Below are 19,385 nucleotides of genomic sequence, written 5' to 3' on the forward strand. Positions count from 1 at the left end.
AATTATCCCAGCAGGTAGATCACGGGGAAAAGCATGATCCAGACCAGATCGACCATGTGCCAGAACTGCGCACCTGCCTCAATGTTGCGTGGATCGTCACGCCAGGCGACCAGCAGCAGGATACCGACCCCTGCCAACACATGTGCGGCGTGAAACCCGGTCAGCAGATAATAGAACAGGAAAAATGGGTGGGTCTCATAGGTGATCCCCTGTGCGGCTTTGCCCGCGTATTCCGCACCTTTGATGATCAGGAACACGACACCCAGCACGGCGGCAGTGATCAAGGCCATTCGAGCCATGCCCCGGCGCGCGATTTTTCGCCACTGCAGCGCCTGCGCCGCCAGAAAGCCCGAGGTGACCAGCACCACCGTGTTGAGCGCCGCCCCTGTCCGGTAAAGGTGCGATTGAGCCTCGGCAAATCCTGTCGGGTCGGTCAGGCGCACGCCCATAAAGGCAATCAGGCCCGCACCGAAAACCAGCAATTCCGAGATGATCAGAACCCACATCAGCAGCTCGCCCGGAAGCTCATCGATCAAAGAGGCGTCGCTCATGCTCCAACCAGTTGGCGGTAGATCTGAGGCAGAGCCATGATCAGCCGGTGCGGGTCGGGGATGACGGCGAAGCCGCCTTGACCGAACATGCGCGGGAACCAGCTTTTGCCGGTTTTGTCGATGGTAACGCCAAAGACCGATTGCCCTGCCCTACGCGCCTCGCGCACGGCCATGCAGGTGTCTTCGATACCGTGGCGACCCTCGTAATGGTCCAGGTCGTTGGGTTTGCCGTCAGTGATGATCAATAGCAACCGGCGTTTGCGCGATTGGCTGGCCAGATCGGCGGAACAATGGCGGATTGCGGCGCCGAGGCGGGTATAGTGGCCGGGGCGCAGCGAGGCGATGCGCTGTTCCACCAAACCACCCATCGGCTCATCGAAGCGTTTACAGCGCTGCACATAAACCCGCTGGCGTTTCAGCGAGCTGAAGGCGTGGATGGCGAAATCGTCGCCGCAGGCGTTCAGACCCCAGGCGAGTGCCGCAAGAGCCTCGCGTTCAATGTCGATTACGGCGCGGCCTGTGACAGCGCTTTCGGTCGAGCGGCTGACATCCAGCAGGATAGACACCGCCAAATCGCGCGCCTCGGGGCGCGATTGCATCCAAATACGTTCGGTGCCTTCGCCATTGGCACAACGGTCTACCTGCGCCCGAACGGCTGCCTCGATATCCAATTGATCACCATCCAGATGACCGCGCGTCATCACGCGGCCCGGGCGCAGCGCCTCGAACTGGCGTTTCACGGCGCGGATGCGGCGGGCAGTGGCGGGGTCTTTGCCGAACTCGGCGGCATCTTCGCGAATCTCGGCATCCGAGGTCAGAACGTTGACATGATCGGGCAAGTATTGGCCGATGCGCACGTCCCATTCGGGATACAAAACCCGTCCCGACAGGCGTTCGCGGTTCACGTCCTCCGGAGCGAGGTCCAGATGAAGTTTCAGTTTGGTCGGCGGCGCCTTCGAGATCTGACCCAAGCCAATCTCTTCCTGATCATCGGCGGCTTTCTTGGCGTTATCAGGATCGTCATCGTCGATGCGCCGGTTGATGTTCAGGAACTCGGCCCAACTGAGGATCGCTTCGAACTTGTGCAGGATGAAACTGTCGCTGCGGTTGGCCTGATCCGATTTGCGGCGGCGGGCACGGTGAGTTTTTTCGCCGGATTCCTCAGGTGGTCCTTCGGTTTCGGGGTTCTCCACTTCGTTATGTTCGGAGAACCCGACCGGGCGCAACTCGGGCCACAGCGGGACAGGCCGGAAATGCTGATAGCCGCGCGGGGCGGTGAGGTCGTCATCCAACGCTAGAAGATGTTCAGCCTTTGGCGACAAAGGCGCGGGGTCGCCCTGCATGTGGCGGACCAGTTCTTCAACCGCTGCCTCGACGGGTGGCAGCCCGGAAATGTCGCGTTGATACAGCACGCCCTTACACAGTTCCGCATATAGCGGTCGCAGGCCGGGGGCGTTGTGCAACGCCGCCTCGACCATCTGTCGGGCGGCGACAAGCGCATGCAGGTCGGCGCGCAACGGGTCGTCTTCGTCGATACGAGTTCCGGCATGTGCAGCGGCGGCGGCCAGCCAGACATAAAGCGCACCGTTGGCTTCACGCGCGGGAAACACCGCCAGCCGATCCGGCAAACGCAGAACTTCGCCATCGAACGACGCACGCGGCATTAGCTCGGCCTCGGTTGCCAGACGACGACGCCACCCCAGACGGTGGCGCGAAATCTCGGGAGAGACCGGGCGCAATTCTACGCCCGGACTACCCCCAAGTCCTCGAAAGAGGACTGCCAGCCGCCCTGCGACCTCTGAGAGGTCGACCGCGGCTCCATCATGCACTTCAGGTGCATCAAGGCGACTGGCAAGGGTGTGCCACAGTTTCCCGATCGTTTCTTCGGGTTCCCATGGCTCAAAATCGATCCTGACCATCGGCCGGCCTCACCCAAAGACAGCCGTGACAAGATCGAGGAGCCCGCGTTTGATATCCTCATCATCAGTCAGAGGTTCGATCATTGCGGCGAGGATGGCGCGGTCGGTGGACATGCCCTGTGCGATCAGCGTCGCGGCATAAACGACCAGACGGGTGGACACGCCTTCCTCAAGGTCCTGACCCTTAAGCCCGCGCAACTTACCTGCAAGGCGTACCAGCGGTTTACAGCGTTCAAGCGGCAGACCGCTTTCTTGCGCGACGACTTCGGCCTCCATCTCGGGCGAAGGAAAGTCGAATTCCAGCGAGATGAACCGCTGCCTGGTCGAGGGTTTCAGGGTTTTCAGGATATTCTGGTATCCGGGGTTGTACGAGGCCACCAGCATGAAGCCGGGCGCGGCCTCAAGCTCTTCACCGGTGCGGTCGATCGGCAGGATGCGCCGGTCATCGGTCAGCGGGTGCAGCACAACGGTGACGTCCTTGCGGGCTTCGACCACCTCATCAAGGTAGCAGATCGCGCCTTCGCGCACCGCACGAGTCAGAGGGCCATCAACCCAGACGGTTTCGCCGCCCTTCAACAGGTAGCGACCGATCAGGTCGGCGGCGGCGAGGTCATCGTGGCAGGCCACGGTGTAAAGCGGGCGGCCAAGCTTGGCGGCCATATGGGCCACAAAGCGGGTCTTACCGCAACCTGTTGGACCTTTCAGCAAAACCGGCAGGTCGTTGTTGTAGGCGGCGGTGAACACATCGCATTCATCGCTTTGGGCGAGGTAGAAGGGGGCGTTCGCCGCCCCCTCATTCAGTTTCATGGAGCCATCCATATCCATTACTCCGCAGGGGTTTCAGAGGCACCGGGTTCAATCACCTCTTTCCGGGGCACCCAGATCGAGTAGATGAACAGCAGCGCACCAAGGACCACGACCACACCAGAGCCAAGACGCATCCAGTAGAAGATCGCGATCTGGTCCTGCACGTCCATGAAGTAGTCACCGACCACACGTTGCATGTGAGTCTGCACGGTACCACCGAAGGTCAGGACGAAGGTCATGAAGACCATGCCGCTGGTCATAAGCCAGAACGAGCCCATGTTCAGAACCTGATTGTAGGGATCACGGTTCTTCAGGATCGGCATCGCATAGCTGAAGATCGCCAGGTTGAGGCAGACATAAGCACCGTAGAAGGCCAGGTGACCGTGGGCTGCGGTGATCTGCGTGCCATGGGTATAGTAGTTCACCCCGTGCAGCGTGTGCAGGAAGCCCCAGACACCGGCACCGAAGAAGGCAAGCGTTGCACAGCCCAGTGACCACAGCAGAGCAGCCTTGTTAGGGTGGTCACGACGGCCCTTCCAGACCATGACGAAGGCAAAGGCCATCATCGCGAAGAACGGGATCACCTCGAGGCTTGAGAAGATCGAACCGATCCACTGCCAATAGCCGGGTGTACCGATCCAATAGTAGTGGTGACCTGTCCCAAGGATGCCCGAGAACAGCGCGGCGGCGACGATGACATAGAGCCATTTCTCGACCACCTCACGGTCAACGCCCGTAAGCTTCAGCATCAGGTAGGCCAGGATCGAGGCCATGATCAGCTCCCATACGCCTTCGACCCATAGGTGGACGACATACCACCAGTATTGCTTGTCGAGCGACAGGTTGCCCGGGTTGTAGAAAGCAAACAGGAACAGAAGCGCCAGACCCCAGAGGCCCAGAACAAGGATGCTCGAAATCGCCGTCTTCTTGCCCTTCAGAACGGTCAGTGACACGTTGTAAAGGAACATCAGCGCGGCCACGACGATGCCCGCCTTGACCCATTTGGGTTGTTCAAGGAACTCGCGCCCCTCTTTGCCCAGCAGCCAGTTGCCTTCGAACAGGTTGAAGACATAGGTCACGACCACGCCCAGCGTGCCAACCACAAGAATAATCAACTGCAGATAGGCCAGCTTGGTCGAATGGATCTCGCGCTCGGTCTCTTCGGGGATCAGGAAGTAGGCCGCACCGAAGAAGCCCAGCAGCAGCCAGACGATCAGAGAGTTGGTGTGCAGCATCCGTACGATATTGAACGGCAGAAGCTCACTCAGGAAGTTCGGGAATACATAGATGAAACCGGCCAGCAGGCCGCCGATTACCTGTACCGCGAACAGGGCCATCGCTACTGCGAAGTAGGCGTAGGCGATTTTTTGGGATTCGTATTTCATTGCTCCGTTCCCTTTCTCAGCCTGCCTCGTTGGGCGGCCAGCCCTGCGCATCGATGTTGTCCGTCCAGATCAAGAAGTTGGTCAGATCGCGGATCTCTTCGTCGCTGAGGTTGAAATTGGGCATCTGCCGACGACCGGGAATGCCGGTCGGCTGCGCCTCCATCCAGCCCTTGAGCGCTTCAAAGGCCGATTCCGGGTCGTCCAGCACACCCCAGCGGGTCATCACATTCCCGACTTCCGGCGCGTAGTAGGCGCCCTCGCCCAGGATCGTGTGACAGTTGATGCAGGCATGTTTTTCCCAGACATGTTTGCCCCGAACCACACTGTCATCAAGCTTCGCCGAATTCTCGGAGTTGACGATGTACCAGTGCGAGTGGGCCGACAGGGCCAGGAAGATGAGGATGAAGAACAGTGACCCGCCATAGAATATGTTGCGAGCCATGCTCTTTGTCATGACTTCTCGCATTGCGCTCTCCTTTGCGCAGATTAGCTAGTCTGATGACAATGGCGGGTGGGTCGCAGGGCTGCCTTAACGAAAGTCAAGCATGCCAAAGTAAGCGCGGAATTGGACACCTGTGGTCATAATTGCGTCAGTATCACTAAAATGCCCTCAGATTGCCTTGAAAAACAGTACTTAGAACAGCATGTTTCCGGACGTTCGAACAGTTGAAGCGAGCGTTCTCGATATATTGGTGAATAGAGGTGCGTAGATGGCACCTGAAGCGTGGTGGTTAAAGAATGGCGAACTACTCATACATCGGATACGCACCCGGCGTCATTACGGTGAATACAATTGGGCCTGATACGATCACCCTGGACGCAAGCTATGACCCCGCGACGGACCGAAGGGTATTCAATGTTGAGGACGAGGCCGGTGGTTTCATTCGAAATGGGTTTGGCCCGCCAGTTCCCGATACCGGGGATGTTTTCAACGGCGACAGATTCAACAACGAAAATGGCGACGACGATACACAGATCGGAACGGTAACAAACCTTGATGGTTCGACAACGTTTCTGAGCGGCGACATCTATCTGGAAGAATCCTACATTCTGACGAATCCCGGCGGTGGGACAATCACTGTGTACCTTGTCGAGGTTGAAGGAACCAACGCTGGCTACATAACCTCTGAGCCCCTAGATCCCGGGGTGACGTATTCGATGAGCGTCGTCAACGTTACACCGAGCAACGCACCGGACACGACTGACCCCGGTTCCATCGTTGATGTTCCTTGTTTCTCCGCCGGAACGCTTATCGCGACACCTGATGGTGATGTCGCGATAGAAACGCTTTCCGCTGGTGACAAGGTTGTCACCTTGGATCATGGACCACAACCAATTCGCTGGATCGGCGCGCGCGCTCTGGATAGGTCTGAATTTGCGCTCAATCCCAAGCTGCGCCCGATCCGAATCGCAGCGGGCAGCCTGGGAAGCAACCTGCCGCGACGTGATCTGTTGGTCTCACCGCAGCATCGCATGTTGATCCGTTCGAGTATCGCCGTTCGCATGTTCGACAGCGAGGAGGTTCTGGTCCCAGCCCATAAGCTGGTCGGCATACATGGCATAACCGTCGACGAGACAGCTCAGGGCGTGGTGTATTTCCATATTCTGTTCGACCGGCATGAGATCGTGCTTGCGGAAGGCGCGCCGTCAGAAAGCCTATTCACAGGCAAGCAAGCCTTGAAAGGAATACAGCCCGAGGCGCTGGCCGAAATTGTTGCGCTCTTCCCAGAGTTAGCTTTGCCAGACCATCAACCAATCGCAGCCCGCCAGATTCCAAAACGCGGAAGACAAATCCATACTTTGCTGCAACGGCATATTAAAAATGACAGGGCGTTGCTCCGACCTTCTTAATCTAAGAACCGTTGCTCAGGCCGCTAGACGTGGCCCGGTCAACGCGGGCCACATCGCAACCAGATACAAGACGATGGCGCAGATCCACAGCCCATCTGAGGCCAGCATCGCAACCAGATATCCCTGGTCAAACGCCGACCCGACCCAGCGCAAAACTGCGGCTGCCGCCATCAAACCGTAAGCGATCGCCATGGGTGGCGAGGCCACGAGGGCACGGCCACTATGGCCGAGGGCGGCCCGACTCATCACGGCAAGGGTCATGCCGCCGACGCAACCAATGCCCAAAATATGCAGCGCCCCGATCTCGCTGCCGAACCCCAGCACTGCCAGCCCCCACAGGATCAGGCCCAGCGCCAGCATGCCCAGCCCCAGATGCAACGCGATCAGGATCGGCTGCCGCAGTGCCCAGCGTGCGCGCCAACGTGCCATGCGCAGGATCTGAGCAACGCCAAGCATCAGCGCGATAGCGCCTGATACAGGTCCGATTCCAAAGACGAGCACGCTCAGCGGCAGTGACAGTGCAAGCCCCATGGCGGCTTTATCAAACGCTCCTACCGAAATAGGCCAGTTGGATTCGGGCTCTCCCGCGCGTTTCATCGCATTTCGGGTGAAAGCTGGCGTAATGCGCCCACCAAGTATCGCGATTAGGCTGCAAAGCGTCAGCAACCCCGCCCGCAATCCGATGTCCAGCGTATCGCTGGTCGCACCGATCCACTCTAAATGGGTTAACAAGTTGGAAATCCAGATCGCACTGAGCAGCAAAAGGAATACCATGTTCTGCGGTTTGGGGCGTCGGATCAGCTGAGTAGCAATCTTTGCCGCCAGAATTGGAACAAAGACCAGATCGAACACAGCGACCAGAACAGGCGGCAGCGCACCGGAGAACCACATCGCTACCCGCCCGGCCAACCAGAGACCTGCAGCCAGCATGATGAACCGGGCGCGCGCCTCTGGGGTCCCGGTCCAGTTGGGAACAGCCGTCAGAAAAAACCCGCCCAGAGCTGCTGTGGCATAGCCAAAGATCATCTCATGCGCGTGCCACATTGGGGGACTCATGGAATAGGTTGGGTCTTCGTATCCGACCAACCCGGTCTGCGTCATCAACCAAAAACCCCACGCGCCTCCCGCGAACAGACCAAAAAGTCCGGCGGACAGGAAAAAGATGCGAAACCCCTCGCCCAATACGCGCGCGATCACTGCCGACATGCCTGTTCTCCTCGGCCTCAATGGCTGTTGGAACAGGTTTAGCAAGGCCGACCAGTGATGGACTTAACCGAAATCAAGCATCCGAAAAACATGTCCCTGAAACTCAGGTTTTCCCTTTGTTTTATGGCTCATTATAGCCCGTCAATTTCCAATTTGCGCGCGTTCCGTTGACTTTCGTCAAGGATGACAAACGCGCGATGTTTCACCCTAGGACCTGCCTCACCAGCAAATGGAGAGTGATCATGTCACTTGGAATCAGCTACAACAGAACTGGCCGCGCCTTAGGGGTCGGTTTGGCAATGTTGCTGGGCAGCGTCGCTGCGCCAGTCTTTGCCGAAGAGCCAACCCTGAGCAAGGAAGCCTTTGAATCATCAAAACAACTTTACTTTGAGCGCTGCGCCGGTTGTCACGGTGTGTTGCGCAAAGGGGCAACCGGCAAAAGCCTTGAGCCTCTGGTTGAAACGAAGAATGACGATGGTACCGTAACCGAGTCTGGCACCCTGAAACTGGGGCAGGAGCGACTGGAAAAAATCATCGCATGGGGCACCGAAGGCGGGATGAACAACTTCTCGGACGTGATGTCCGAAGAAGAAATCCGCGATATGGCGACCTACATCCAGATGGAGCCGCCCCAACCGCCGGAAATGTCGCTTGAACAGATGATGGCGACCCGCAAGGTCTATGTCGAACCCGAAGATTACCCGACCGAGCCGCTGCATGGCCGCAACTGGGAAAACTTCTTTGTCGTCATCGAACGTGACGTGGGCAAAGTGGCCGTGATCGACGGCGACACCAAAGAGGTGCTGGCGCATATCCCGACCGGTTACGCCGTGCACGTCCTGAAAGCGTCCGAGCACCATAAACTGGAAGAACCCGAAAATCCGGGCCGCTTCTGGTACACCATGGGCCGCGACGGGAAGATGACCAAGATCGACCTGTGGCAGAACCCCGAGAACATGCTGGTTGCCGAGGTTACCATTGGTTATGACGCGCGCGACGTGGCGGTATCGGGTGACGGTAAATACGTCATCGGTGGCGCCTACTGGCCCCCTCATTTCGCCATCGTCGACGCCGAAACCATGGAGCCGAAAAAGGTTGTCTCGACCCGGGGTTACAACGTGGACGGGGATTATGTGGAAGAGGCCCGCGTGGCCGCCATCTACACCACCCCGAACGAGCCCACATGGATCGTGGCCGTCAAGGAGCTCGGTCAGCTTTGGCAGGTGGACTACTCCGATCTGGACAACCTGCGTATCGACAAGATCGACAGCGCAAAGTTCCTGCATGACGGGTTCTTTGATCCGACCGGCCGTTATTTCCAGATCGCCGCAAACGCGTCGAACAAGATGGTCGTGGTCGATACCGAGACTCATAAGCTGGAAGCTATGATCGATACCGCGCCGCTGCCGCACCCCGGCCCGGGCGCCAACTGGGATGACCCGAATTGCGGTCCTGTTGCCGGTACGACCCACCTGGGCGAAGGCACGGTTACCGTTTGGGGCAACGACCCCGAAGGCCGCCCGGACGATGCCTGGAAAGTCTGCTACGAGGTGGAAACCGACGGACCCGGTCTGTTCATCCGGACCCATCCGAACTCGGACTACATCTGGGCCGACCAGACCAAGCACCCCGAGCCTGAGATCCAGCAATCGGTGCAGGTCATCGACAAGGCAACCGGTGAGATCGTGAAAACGATCCAGATCACAGAAGAAGAAGGCAACGTCGCCGTCCACTTCGAGTTCAACCAAGACGGATCCGAGGTCTGGGTGTCCAAGTGGAACCGCTCGACCTCGAAAGAGCCAAATGGTGAGATCGTGATCTTCGACGCCAAGACGCTGGAAGAGATCGGCCGCGTGAAAGGACTGTTTGCACCCACCGGCAAGTTCAACGTCTACAACCGTTCGAACCACGTCACCTGACGGGTTTTGTACTCAGCACCGGAAAGGGCGGGCCCCTCGCCCGCCCTTTCCTCGTTTGACTCATCAGCCAAATCCACAGGCCTGACATCCAGGGCCAGAAAAAGAAGCCAAAACGGAGACCGGATATGACCTCCGAACCGGAAAAGAAAAAACCAATCTGGCGCCGGTATTTCCTGTGGGGAATGCCCGTGGCCGGGATCGCTGCGGCCTTTGCCGCCGGCATCATCTTCTGGGGCGGGTTCAACACCGCTATGGAAGCTACCAACACCAAGGAATTCTGCGTCTCGTGCCACGAGATGCGAGATTTCGTTTACGAAGAATACACCGGCACAATCCACGACGTGAACCGTTCGGGCGTAGGCGCGGTCTGTTCCGACTGTCACGTGCCCAAGGATTGGACTCACAAGATCATCCGCAAGATCAAGGCGTCCAAAGAGCTGTATGGCAAGGTGGTCGGCACCATAAACACGCGCGAGAAATTCGAAGCCAAGCGCGTGCATCTGGCTATGAATGAATGGGAGCGGATGAAATCCACGGACTCGCGCGAGTGCCGCAACTGCCATGACTTCGAGTCGATGATGCCCGAGTTCCAGAAACCCCGCGCCCGTCAGCAGCACCTAAACGCGATGACCGTCGGTCAGACCTGTATTGACTGCCACAAGGGGATTGCGCACTCGGACGCCCGCGACCGGGCCGACGAAGAGTATCTGGAAAAGCTTGAAGCGCCGAACCCAGATTTCATTCGCGAAATCCCGGCCGAATACCTGGCAAGTCTCGAACGCATCGAAGCCAAGGAAGCTGCCGATGCCGAGGCTGAGAAAGCCGCGCGTGTAGCCCAGCAAGAGGCCGTACAGGCCCAGATCGCAGCAGCGGTTGACGCAGCCGTCGCGGAAGAGCGTGCCAAAGCTTCTGGCGAAGATGCCGCAGCCCCGGCAGGTGGCGGCAGCGATGTTGGCACAAATATCGATTGGGCCGCTGTCCCCGGTGCAGATATGAAACTGTTCTATCCTGGTCAGGCCTCGTTTGAATGGGTTCAGAACGGCAGATCCCACGGCGGAGCACGTCCTTTGACCAAGGGCGGAGACAAGTGCACCACCTGTCACGCTGCCGAACTGGACGCGATCGGCAACAAGATCGTGGCCGGTGGGGATCTGGAACCAACCCCGATCCCGGGCAAACGCGGCGTGATAGACGCCACCGTTCAAGCCGCGCATGATGATGAGACCCTCTATATCCGTCTGCAATGGCCGGATGCGGGCCACAACCCCGCCCCCTTTGTCGATGGCGGCAAGATGGACCCGGACAACCAGATCAAGGTGGCCATGATGATCACCGGCACTGGGATTGAGCTGGGCGATCAGGTCGGCTGCTGGGCCTCGTGCCATGCAGACAACAGCTACATGCCCTTTGACCCGGGTGCCGAGGCGATTGCCGCAAATGGCGATGTCTCGGGTCGGCTGAGCACGCAGGACACTGTGACCAAATACATCAGCGAAAGCCGCACCGAGGTCGAGATCAAAGGCCGCCGCGGTAAGGCGCTGGGTGGCTGGGACAAGCTGCAGGCCGCCGATCAGATCGAGCAGTATTTGGCCGATGGCACCTATCTGGATCTGATGCGCGTCTACGCGGACGGCAGCGCCACCAACGGCTATCTGCTGGAACAGCGCGTGGTCAATGACGGTGAGATCGCCGCCTCGGCCAGCCTTGATGCAGGTATGTGGACCGTGGTCTTCACGCGCCCATTGAACTCGGGCGCAGCTGGTGACGTGCCGCTGGAGGCCGGTCAGACCTATACGGTGGGCTTTGCCATCCACGATGACTTTGCCGCCGCACGGTTCCACCACGTGACGCTGGATACCAGCCTGGCATTGGACGACGACAACGCCTTTATCAACGTCGTCAAACAATAAGGAAGAGGGGCCGGGCGATCCGGCCCCTTCCGCTTAAAAGAGGAGACTTGGACAATGAAACCCAAACACCTTCTCCCTGCGCTGCTGCTTCTGGCCGCGCCCGCATGGTCAGAGGACACCGCCGCGCTGTGTGCCGAAGCCGAAGAGCGCTATGTCGAGCTGTTCGACCAGCCCTCCTCCGCCGTTGAGGATGCCGATGTGGTGCTGATGTACAAATACACGTTCTGCCCAGCCGAGCTAACCGTGAAACCGGGCACAACCGTGCGCTGGGTGAATGTCGATAAGCGCACCAGTCACTCGGTCCTGCTGAAAGACGGCAGCGAGCCCGAAAGCGACCGTCTGTTTCCTGAGGAGACGGTTGACCTGACCTTCCTCACCCCGGGTCCGCAGGACTATCTGTGTGGCCCGCATTGGGAGACACAGAACATGATCGGCATGATCACCGTCGAACCCTGAGCCGAGGCAATCATACAGGCAAGCCGAAAGGAGCGCGGGGCAATTCCCGCGCTCCTTAACTTTAGTCAAGGAGGTTCCTTTCCGATTACGCCAGTCTGCCCGCATGACACGCCCGGCTCACCCAGCAACGTCCCCTGATCGCGCAGGAATTCCGGGCTCCGAAGACATTCAGACCAAGCGAGTTTGCACATGAGCGGTAAGGTTTTTCTGATTGGCGCAGGCCCCGGTGACCCCGAACTTATGACCCTGCGCGCGCTGCGGATGCTGCAAGAGGCGGACGTGGTGGTCTATGACCGTCTGGTCTCGGCCGATATCCTCAATCTGCACGCTGATGGCGCACGGCTGATCCCGGTTGGGAAGGCCCCCAAGTGTCATACCGTGCCGCAGGATCGCATCAACGAAATCCTCGTCGAGGAAGCCAGCGCCGGTCACACCGTTGCTCGCCTCAAGGGGGGTGACCCGATGATCTTCGGACGCGGCTCGGAAGAGGCCGCGCACCTGATGGCAAACGGCATCCCAGTCGAATACGCGCCAGGCATTACCGCAGCGCAGGGGGCATCCTGTTCGACAGGCGTGCCGCTGACCCATCGCGGGTTGGCGACATCGGTGCAATATGTCACCGGGCACCGACAGGCCGACAAGGTGCTGGATCTGGATTGGAAACGTCTGGCCGACCCGGACTCGACCTTAGTCGTCTATATGGGCGTCGCCAATATCGGCCAGATCGCCATGGGACTGATGACCGAGAACCTGCCCGGCTCAACTCCGGTCTTGGCGGTAGGCAAAGCGACCACACCTGATGAGCGCCGGATGGTATCCCGGCTGGATCGGCTGGCCGCTGATGTGCGCAAGGCCGGGCTAAAGGCGCCCACGCTGTTCATCATCGGCAAGGTAGTTTCACTTTATGCAGAACGGCCTGTGGCCGACCTTTTGGAGCAGGCGCATGGCTAAGTTCGGTTCCGGAAGGCCGGCACAGCAACCGGCTGTGAGAGGACGCAAAGGATGGGCAGCACGTGCTGTCCTCACTTCCGCAGTGCTTGTTGCCACCACGGCCTTCGCTGCTGACACGCTTGACCCCAACGCACTGAAACGCCTTGTCCATCAGGATTGCGGCTCATGCCATGGGTTATCGCTGAAAGGCGGCCTCGGCCCCGATCTGCGGTCCAAAACACTGGAACACTACGATGCCGAGGTACTGACCGGCGTGATCCTCGACGGCATCCCCGACACCGCGATGCCCCCATGGCGGCCCTTGATCAGCGAAGAAGAGGCCGAATGGATCGCCCGTTACCTGCTGGCACAGGAGGCACAATGAAACAGCTCATCCTTACCCTCGCCGCCACCCTTATGATGACCACCGCCCAGGCTGAACCCACGGCGACCGGCGACCTAGGACTTGTGATCGAACGCGCCAAGGGCTCGGTTCTTCTGGTGGACCAATCCGACCGCGCAGCGCTGGCGCGGATCGAAGGTCTGGGCGATCTGTCCCATGCCTCGCTGGTCTATTCACCCGATGAACGCTTTGCCTATGTATTTGGACGAGACGGCGGCCTGACTAAGGTGGATATCGTCACCCGCCAGATCGTGAACCGGGTCGTGCAGGCGGGCAACGCCATTGGCGGTGCCATTTCGGATGACGGCGAGCTGGTCGCTGTATCGAATTATGAACCTGGCGGTGTGCGCGTCTTCGATGCGGACACGCTAGAGATGGTCGCGGACATTCCTACCGACAGCAAAACCATCGGATTGGTCGATGCACCCGGCCGCCGGTTTGTTTTTACCATGTGGGACACGGGCGAGACCTGGATTGCTGATTTCTCCAACGGCGCACCCGCGATCACCAAGATCCCCGACATGGGCAAGAATCCTTACGACGCGCTGATCACCGCAAATGGCCGCACCTATATCACCGGCTTGTTTGGCGAGGATGGCCTGACCGCGCTGGACCTTTGGGCCGAGACGCCCGAACCCATCCGCGTGCTGCCCAACTATGGGCGCGGGCAAGAGGAGATGCCGGTCTACAAGATGCCTCACCTCGAAGGCTGGGCGCTGACGGGGCGCGAATTTGTGCTGCCTGCCGTCGGCCATCACGAGGTTCTGTGGATCGACGCCGACACTCTGACCGAGACCGGACGTACGCAGACCCATGGTCAGCCGGTCTTTGCCATGGCCCGTCCTGACGGGCGGCAGGTTTGGGTAAACTTTGCCCACCCTTTGAACGACACCATTCAGGTTATTGATTCTGTGACCAAGGAGATCATTCACGAATTCAAACCCGGCCCTGCCGTACTGCATATGGAGTTCACTCCGCGAGGGCATGAGGTCTGGATCAGCGTGCGCGACGCCAACAAGGTTATGGTCTACGACACGCAAACGTTTGAAAAACTGCGCGAGATTGAGGCCGACAGCCCATCCGGCATTTTCTTCACCGCCCGTGCGCACAGAATGGGGCTTTGACATGCAACACATCACCGATCCCATCGACCGCCGTTTGCTGGACGAGTTTCAGCGCGACTTTCCGATAACAGAGCGTCCGTTTCTGGTGTTGGCTTCTTTGCTAGGGCTGGACGAAGCCGAGGTGATTGATCGCCTAACTCGCATGCAGGCCACCGGGCGGATTACACGCGTGGGTGCCACCATCGCTCCGGGCGCGGTTTCGGCCAGCACCTTGGCCGCTGTTGCGGCCCCCGAACATCGGTTGGAAGAGATTGCAGCCCTGATCGACGCCGAACCGGGCGTGAACCACAACTACCAGCGGGAGGATGACTGGAACCTCTGGTTCGTCGCAACCGGCCCGGATCGCACCCATGTCGATGACACCCTTGCACGGATATCGCAGCGTTCCGGACTGCGGGTTCTGGACCTGCGCCTCGTACGTCCATTCAACGTCGATTTGGGCTTTCGTATGTCGGGAAAAACACGCAATGTTCCTGGCCTTCGTAAGGTGGATCGCTCAGCCATGCAGCCCGGAGATCGCGAGTTGCTGCAGGCGCTCAGCTCGGGCCTGACCCTGACAGAGATTCCTTATGCCGCATTGGCACAAACGCTGGGCAGAGATGATTCCAACGTAATGGGACGTATCGAAGCGCTGCAAACAGCAGGCATAATCTCTCGTCTCGGGGTTATCGTGCGCCACCGGGCGCTCGGCTGGTCAGCCAATGCGATGGTTGTTTGGGACATGCCGCCCGAACAGGTGGACACGGCTGGACCGGCGCTGGCGGCCTATCCCGGCGTGACGCTGTGCTATGAGCGCAACCCGGTCAAGGATGTCTGGCCCTATCGCCTCTATTCCATGATCCATGCACGCTCGCGCCCCGAAGCGATGGAGGTTCTGGCCGCAGCCGCCGCTCTGCCCGAACTGGCAGGCGCACGGAACAAAGTGCTGTTCTCGACCCGTTGTTTCAAACAGACCGGCGCGTTGATCCAACCGAAAGAGGCAGCAGCATGACTATGGACGCAACCGACCGCGTAATCCTGAACCGGATGCAGGATGACCTGCCGCTGACCGCGCATCCCTTTGCCAGTGTAGCCCAGGAACTTGGGATTCCCGAAGACGAACTCCTAACCCGTCTCGCACGAATGAAAGAGCAGCGGATCATCACACGTTTCGGCCCGTTTTTCGACGCCGCTGCAATGGGTGGAGCGTTCTGCCTGTGCGCCATGGCCGTGCCAGAGGATGCATTCGAAACCGTCCTGACCAAAGTCAATGCGCACGCCGAGGTTGCCCATAATTATGAGCGTACGCACCGGCTGAACATGTGGTTCGTGCTGGCCACCGAAACGCCTGAGGGGATCGAGGCCGCCGCTGATGCGATCGAACGGGAAACGGGGATCGAAGTTCTCCGTTTCCCCAAACTACAGGAATTTTTCATCGGCTTCCGGGTGGCAGCATGATCGACGTTCAGGACAGAGAGATTATCGAAGCGCTGCAAAGCGGTCTGCCGCTTGTGCCTGCGCCTTATGCAGCCATTGCCGAAACACTTGGGTTGGACGAGGATGCCCTTTTGTATCGTCTGGCAGAGCTGAAATCCCATGGTGTTATCCGCCGCATCGCCGCCGCTCCGAACCACTACAAGCTGGGGATGACGGCAAACGGGATGACTGTTTGGGATGTAGACGACAGCCAGATTGCGGAATTGGGCACACAGATCGGGGCGCTGCCCTTTGTCACCCACTGTTACGAACGTCCCCGCGCCCTGCCCGATTGGCCCTATAACCTGTTCGCCATGGTCCACGGTTCTGACCGGGACGAGGTCGAGGAAAAACGCGCCGAGATCACCGCCATTCTGGGCGAGGCCTGCCGGGCCAAGGACATCCTCTATTCCACGCGCATCCTGAAGAAGACAGGGCTGCGGTTGAAAAAGAAAGGCTGAGACATGTTCCGCCTGACCGAATACATGCAGCAGCTCGTCGAACCGACACCGGTGCGCAAACGCCGTCCCGGCCCGGTGAAGCCGGTAGTGATCTGGAACCTGACGCGGCGCTGCAATCTGAAATGCCGCCACTGTTACACCGTTTCAGCAGATGTCGCGTTCCCCGGTGAGCTCAGTCACGAGCAAGCCATGGTAACCCTTGAGGATCTGGGCCAATTCCGCGTCCCGGCCCTGATCCTCTCGGGTGGGGAACCGCTGGACCGGTTCGATTTCTTCGACATCGCCAAACGCGCCCGCGATCTGGTGCCGATGCTGGCACTGTCGACCAACGGTACGCGGATTTACGACGAAACCGCCGACATGATCGCCGACGTGGGCTTCAACTATGTCGGCATTTCGCTGGACGGGATCGGGGCCACAAATGACTGGTTCCGGGGCGTCGAAGGCGCCTTTGCCGACGCCCTGCGCGGTGTTCGCGAATGTAAGAAGCGCGGCATCAAAGTGGGGCTGCGGTTCTGCCTGACCGAGGGCACACAGCACCACCTGCCTGACCTGCTGCAACTGTGCGACGATGAGGGTGTCGACAAGTTCTACCTGTCTCACCTCGTCTATGCCGGGCGCGGTGACAAGAACCGAGGCGAGGATGCCGAGCATTTGCGCACCCGTAAGGGTTTGGATTTGTTGTTGGAACGTGCGTGGGAAGCCGTCTCGGGCGGCCGTCCGCTGGATATCGTGACTGGCAATAACGATGCCGATGCCGGGTATTTCCTGAACTGGGTCCGGACGCATTTCGACGACGACAAAGCCGCCCATGTGCGCGAGCATCTGGCGGCGTGGGGTGGGAACTCGAGCGGGCTGGGCGTCGCCAATATCGACAACCTCGGCCGCGTGCATCCCGATACCTATTGGTCCGATTACACTGTTGGCAATGTGAAGACCAAATCGTTTTCGGAACTCTGGGCCAGCGATGACCCGATGCTCGCCATGCTGCGTACCCGTCCGCGTCCTTTGAAGGGGCGTTGCGGGGCCTGTCAGTTAAAGGATGTCTGCGGCGGCAACACCCGCATCCGTGCTCTGCAACTGACCGGCGACCCGTGGGCCGAGGACCCGGCCTGCTATCTATCAAACGAAGAAATCGGCGTGCAGGGCGCAGGCGAGCGTCTGCAGGTCACGCCGTTCCGAGGGAAAAGCCATGATCCGGCGCATCAATTCTTTTGACACCTTGAAAATCGGCACATTCTGCTCGCTGCTGCTGACCGGCGCAGCTTGGGCTGATGCACCTTCGGATTATGCTGAATTCTGTGCCTCATGTCATGGCGAAAACCGTCTGGGTGGGGTCGGTCCGGCGCTGATCCCCGAGACGTTGAAACGGATGCGTGGGCCACGCGTGGCGGCGGTGATTGCCGAAGGGCGTACGGCCACCCAGATGCCTGCGTTTTCGCACGAGTTGGACGCGTTGCAGATCGAGGAACTGGCGGGATGGTTGAAATCTCCGCTGGAGACCCATCCCGAATGGGGCGAGGCCGATATCATGGCCAGCCGGACTCTGGATGATGAGTACGTATCGGTTGACGCGCCTGTCTGGGACAGCGACCCGATGAACATCACGCTGGTGGTGGAAACAGGCGATCATCATGTCAGTGTGCTGGACGGCGATACGTTCGAGGTTCTGGATCGGTTCGAAACCCCGTTCGCCGTGCATGGTGGGCCGAAGTTCAGCCCCGATGGCCGCTATGTCTTCATCATGTCGCGCGATGGCTGGGTGCAGAAATATGATATCTGGGCGCTGAAACAGGTGGGCCGCGTGCGCGCGGGGTTAAACAGCCGCAACATCGCCATGTCGGGTGACGGCAAATGGGTGGCGGTAGCGAACTATTTACCGAACTCGCTGACCCTGCTGTCGACAGAGGACTTGTCGGTCGCGAAAGTCATTGAAGTCAAAAGCAAAAAGGGCGTTCCCAGCCGTGTTTCCGCCGTTTATCAGGCACCACCGCGCGAAAGCTTTGTTCTGGCGCTGAAGGATGTCCCCGAGATTTGGGAGGTGTTCTACGGGGCCAACCCGCCGCAATCCGGTATTGGCCACGATTTCCGCATCGAGGGGCAGTTCAAGAACCCTGACCCGTTCCCCGTGCGCAAGATCACCACGCCTGATTACCTGGACGATTTCTTTTTCGATCAGAGTTATGAATACGTTATGGGCGCCTCGCGTGATGGCAAGGGCGGGCAGGTGATTGATCTGGTGATCGGTCATAAGATCGCAGATCTGGACCTGCCGGGGATGCCTCACTTAGGTTCGGGGATCACCTGGCAGCAGGGCGACACCACCGTGATGGCTACGCCGCATCTGACCGATGGCACGGTCTCGGTGATCGACATGGGAACATGGGAAACCGTCAAGCGGATCAAAACCGAAGGGCCAGGATTTTTCATGCGCAGCCATGAGAACTCGCCTTACGTCTGGGCCGATGTGTTCTTTGGCCCAAACAAGGATGCCATGCACGTGATCGACAAGCAAAGCCTTGAAATCGTGAAAACTTTGCGCCCCGCGCCGGGCAAAACCGTGGCGCATGTAGAATTCACCAAGGATGGCAGTCACGCGCTGGTTTCGATCTGGGAAGATGACGGCGCGGTGATCGTCTATGACGCGCAAACGCTGGAAGAGGTCCGCCGCCTGCCGATGCGCAAACCGTCTGGGAAGTACAATGTCTGGAACAAAATCACCTTCTCGGAAGGCACCAGCCACTGAAGGCAAATGGCCGGTCTGGAAGCTGGCCATCCTGCTTTATCCGGCCACGGCTCTGACCGTGGCCATCAACCTGTTTCTGGCTGGGCTGATCCTGCACAGTGCGGGGTTTGGTGCCATTGAACCAGTGCCTGCGATCTTATGGTCCATCCCCTTGGGCGTGCCCGCCTCATGGCTGGCAGGGCGCTGGGTGCGTGGCCTGATGGATGAGGCAGACGATTGATTTGAAAAGAAAATCAGAAATTTGCTTCACCTAACCTAAGTC

Annotated in this window: 19 protein-coding genes; 13 read left to right on the forward strand and 6 right to left on the reverse strand. The window is 59.2% G+C overall.

The window, feature by feature from the left end:
* Nucleotides 1–2: 2 nt before the first annotated feature.
* Genes ACR0AH_RS17290 through ACR0AH_RS17310 form a run of 5 tightly spaced genes read right to left on the reverse strand, consistent with a single transcriptional unit; the run spans nt 3 to nt 5,128 of the window.
* Complete coding sequence (locus tag ACR0AH_RS17290) at nt 3–551, reverse strand: cytochrome c oxidase subunit 3 (RefSeq protein WP_480592952.1); 549 nt, start codon at nt 549–551, stop codon at nt 3–5.
* On the reverse strand, nt 548–2,470 hold the full coding sequence (locus ACR0AH_RS17295; protein ID WP_480592954.1) for a nitric oxide reductase activation protein NorD: 1,923 nt from the start codon (nt 2,468–2,470) through the stop codon (nt 548–550). Before ACR0AH_RS17295 ends, ACR0AH_RS17290 begins: the two co-directional genes overlap by 4 nt.
* Before the next feature lie 9 nt (nt 2,471–2,479).
* Nucleotides 2,480–3,289, reverse strand: a complete 810-nt coding sequence (locus tag ACR0AH_RS17300) for a CbbQ/NirQ/NorQ/GpvN family protein (RefSeq protein ID WP_170398158.1) — start codon at nt 3,287–3,289, stop codon at nt 2,480–2,482.
* Nucleotides 3,290–3,294: 5 nt separating this feature from the next.
* Nucleotides 3,295–4,662 carry a cbb3-type cytochrome c oxidase subunit I gene (locus tag ACR0AH_RS17305; RefSeq protein WP_170398155.1) on the reverse strand — a complete coding sequence of 456 codons (1,368 nt, stop codon included), beginning with the start codon at nt 4,660–4,662 and terminating at the stop codon, nt 3,295–3,297.
* A 16-nt stretch (nt 4,663–4,678) separates the two neighbouring features.
* Nucleotides 4,679–5,128: a c-type cytochrome gene (locus tag ACR0AH_RS17310; RefSeq protein WP_170398152.1), complete on the reverse strand. Its 450-nt coding sequence runs from the start codon at nt 5,126–5,128 to the stop codon at nt 4,679–4,681.
* 272 nt (nt 5,129–5,400) lie between these two features.
* Here ACR0AH_RS17310 and ACR0AH_RS17315 point away from each other — a divergent pair, with 272 nt between their 5' ends.
* Complete coding sequence (locus ACR0AH_RS17315) at nt 5,401–6,513, forward strand: Hint domain-containing protein (protein WP_480592956.1); 1,113 nt, start codon at nt 5,401–5,403, stop codon at nt 6,511–6,513.
* A gap of 15 nt (nt 6,514–6,528) precedes the next feature.
* On the opposite strand, the gene ACR0AH_RS17320 is transcribed toward ACR0AH_RS17315, so the two are convergent.
* A complete protein-coding gene (locus ACR0AH_RS17320; RefSeq protein WP_480592958.1) occupies nt 6,529–7,719 on the reverse strand; it encodes an NnrS family protein in 1,191 nt (396 codons plus the stop codon).
* Between the two features lie 242 nt (nt 7,720–7,961).
* Here ACR0AH_RS17320 and ACR0AH_RS17325 point away from each other — a divergent pair, with 242 nt between their 5' ends.
* The 12 genes from ACR0AH_RS17325 to ACR0AH_RS17380 all read left to right on the forward strand — a co-directional run bounded on the left by ACR0AH_RS17325 (nt 7,962) and on the right by ACR0AH_RS17380 (nt 19,343).
* Nucleotides 7,962–9,638: a cytochrome D1 domain-containing protein gene (locus ACR0AH_RS17325; RefSeq protein ID WP_170398146.1), complete on the forward strand. Its 1,677-nt coding sequence runs from the start codon at nt 7,962–7,964 to the stop codon at nt 9,636–9,638.
* Between the two features lie 125 nt (nt 9,639–9,763).
* Nucleotides 9,764–11,548, forward strand: a complete 1,785-nt coding sequence (locus ACR0AH_RS17330) for a NapC/NirT family cytochrome c (RefSeq protein WP_170398143.1) — start codon at nt 9,764–9,766, stop codon at nt 11,546–11,548.
* 54 nt (nt 11,549–11,602) lie between these two features.
* Nucleotides 11,603–12,004 (forward strand): cupredoxin domain-containing protein, encoded by a 402-nt coding sequence (locus ACR0AH_RS17335; RefSeq protein WP_480592960.1) that lies wholly within the window; start codon nt 11,603–11,605, stop codon nt 12,002–12,004.
* A 189-nt stretch (nt 12,005–12,193) separates the two neighbouring features.
* A complete protein-coding gene (cobA, locus tag ACR0AH_RS17340; RefSeq protein WP_170408092.1) occupies nt 12,194–12,955 on the forward strand; it encodes a uroporphyrinogen-III C-methyltransferase in 762 nt (253 codons plus the stop codon).
* A gap of 82 nt (nt 12,956–13,037) precedes the next feature.
* A complete protein-coding gene (locus tag ACR0AH_RS17345; protein ID WP_170408249.1) occupies nt 13,038–13,319 on the forward strand; it encodes a c-type cytochrome in 282 nt (93 codons plus the stop codon).
* Nucleotides 13,316–14,461, forward strand: a complete 1,146-nt coding sequence (locus ACR0AH_RS17350; protein WP_170733818.1) for a cytochrome D1 domain-containing protein — start codon at nt 13,316–13,318, stop codon at nt 14,459–14,461. Before ACR0AH_RS17345 ends, ACR0AH_RS17350 begins: the two co-directional genes overlap by 4 nt.
* 1 nt (nt 14,462) lies before the next feature.
* Nucleotides 14,463–15,452, forward strand: coding sequence for a siroheme decarboxylase subunit beta (gene ahbB / locus ACR0AH_RS17355; RefSeq protein ID WP_170733817.1), 990 nt, complete (start codon nt 14,463–14,465; stop codon nt 15,450–15,452).
* Nucleotides 15,449–15,898 carry an AsnC family transcriptional regulator gene (locus tag ACR0AH_RS17360; protein ID WP_170625392.1) on the forward strand — a complete coding sequence of 150 codons (450 nt, stop codon included), beginning with the start codon at nt 15,449–15,451 and terminating at the stop codon, nt 15,896–15,898. Before ahbB (ACR0AH_RS17355) ends, ACR0AH_RS17360 begins: the two co-directional genes overlap by 4 nt.
* The gene (ahbB, locus tag ACR0AH_RS17365; protein WP_480592963.1) at nt 15,895–16,377 is read left to right on the forward strand and encodes a siroheme decarboxylase subunit beta; all 483 of its coding nucleotides are present in this window, start codon (nt 15,895–15,897) and stop codon (nt 16,375–16,377) included. Before ACR0AH_RS17360 ends, ahbB (ACR0AH_RS17365) begins: the two co-directional genes overlap by 4 nt.
* A gap of 3 nt (nt 16,378–16,380) precedes the next feature.
* The gene (nirJ, locus tag ACR0AH_RS17370; RefSeq protein ID WP_170733816.1) at nt 16,381–17,595 is read left to right on the forward strand and encodes a heme d1 biosynthesis radical SAM protein NirJ; all 1,215 of its coding nucleotides are present in this window, start codon (nt 16,381–16,383) and stop codon (nt 17,593–17,595) included.
* A complete protein-coding gene (locus ACR0AH_RS17375) occupies nt 17,570–19,123 on the forward strand; it encodes a nitrite reductase (RefSeq protein ID WP_170648290.1) in 1,554 nt (517 codons plus the stop codon). Before nirJ ends, ACR0AH_RS17375 begins: the two co-directional genes overlap by 26 nt.
* Nucleotides 19,080–19,343: a hypothetical protein gene (locus tag ACR0AH_RS17380; protein WP_170398115.1), complete on the forward strand. Its 264-nt coding sequence runs from the start codon at nt 19,080–19,082 to the stop codon at nt 19,341–19,343. The genes ACR0AH_RS17375 and ACR0AH_RS17380 overlap by 44 nt, the downstream gene beginning before the upstream one ends.
* Nucleotides 19,344–19,385: the final 42 nt, after the last annotated feature.

This window comes from Ruegeria sp. AM5 (assembly GCF_056540645.1).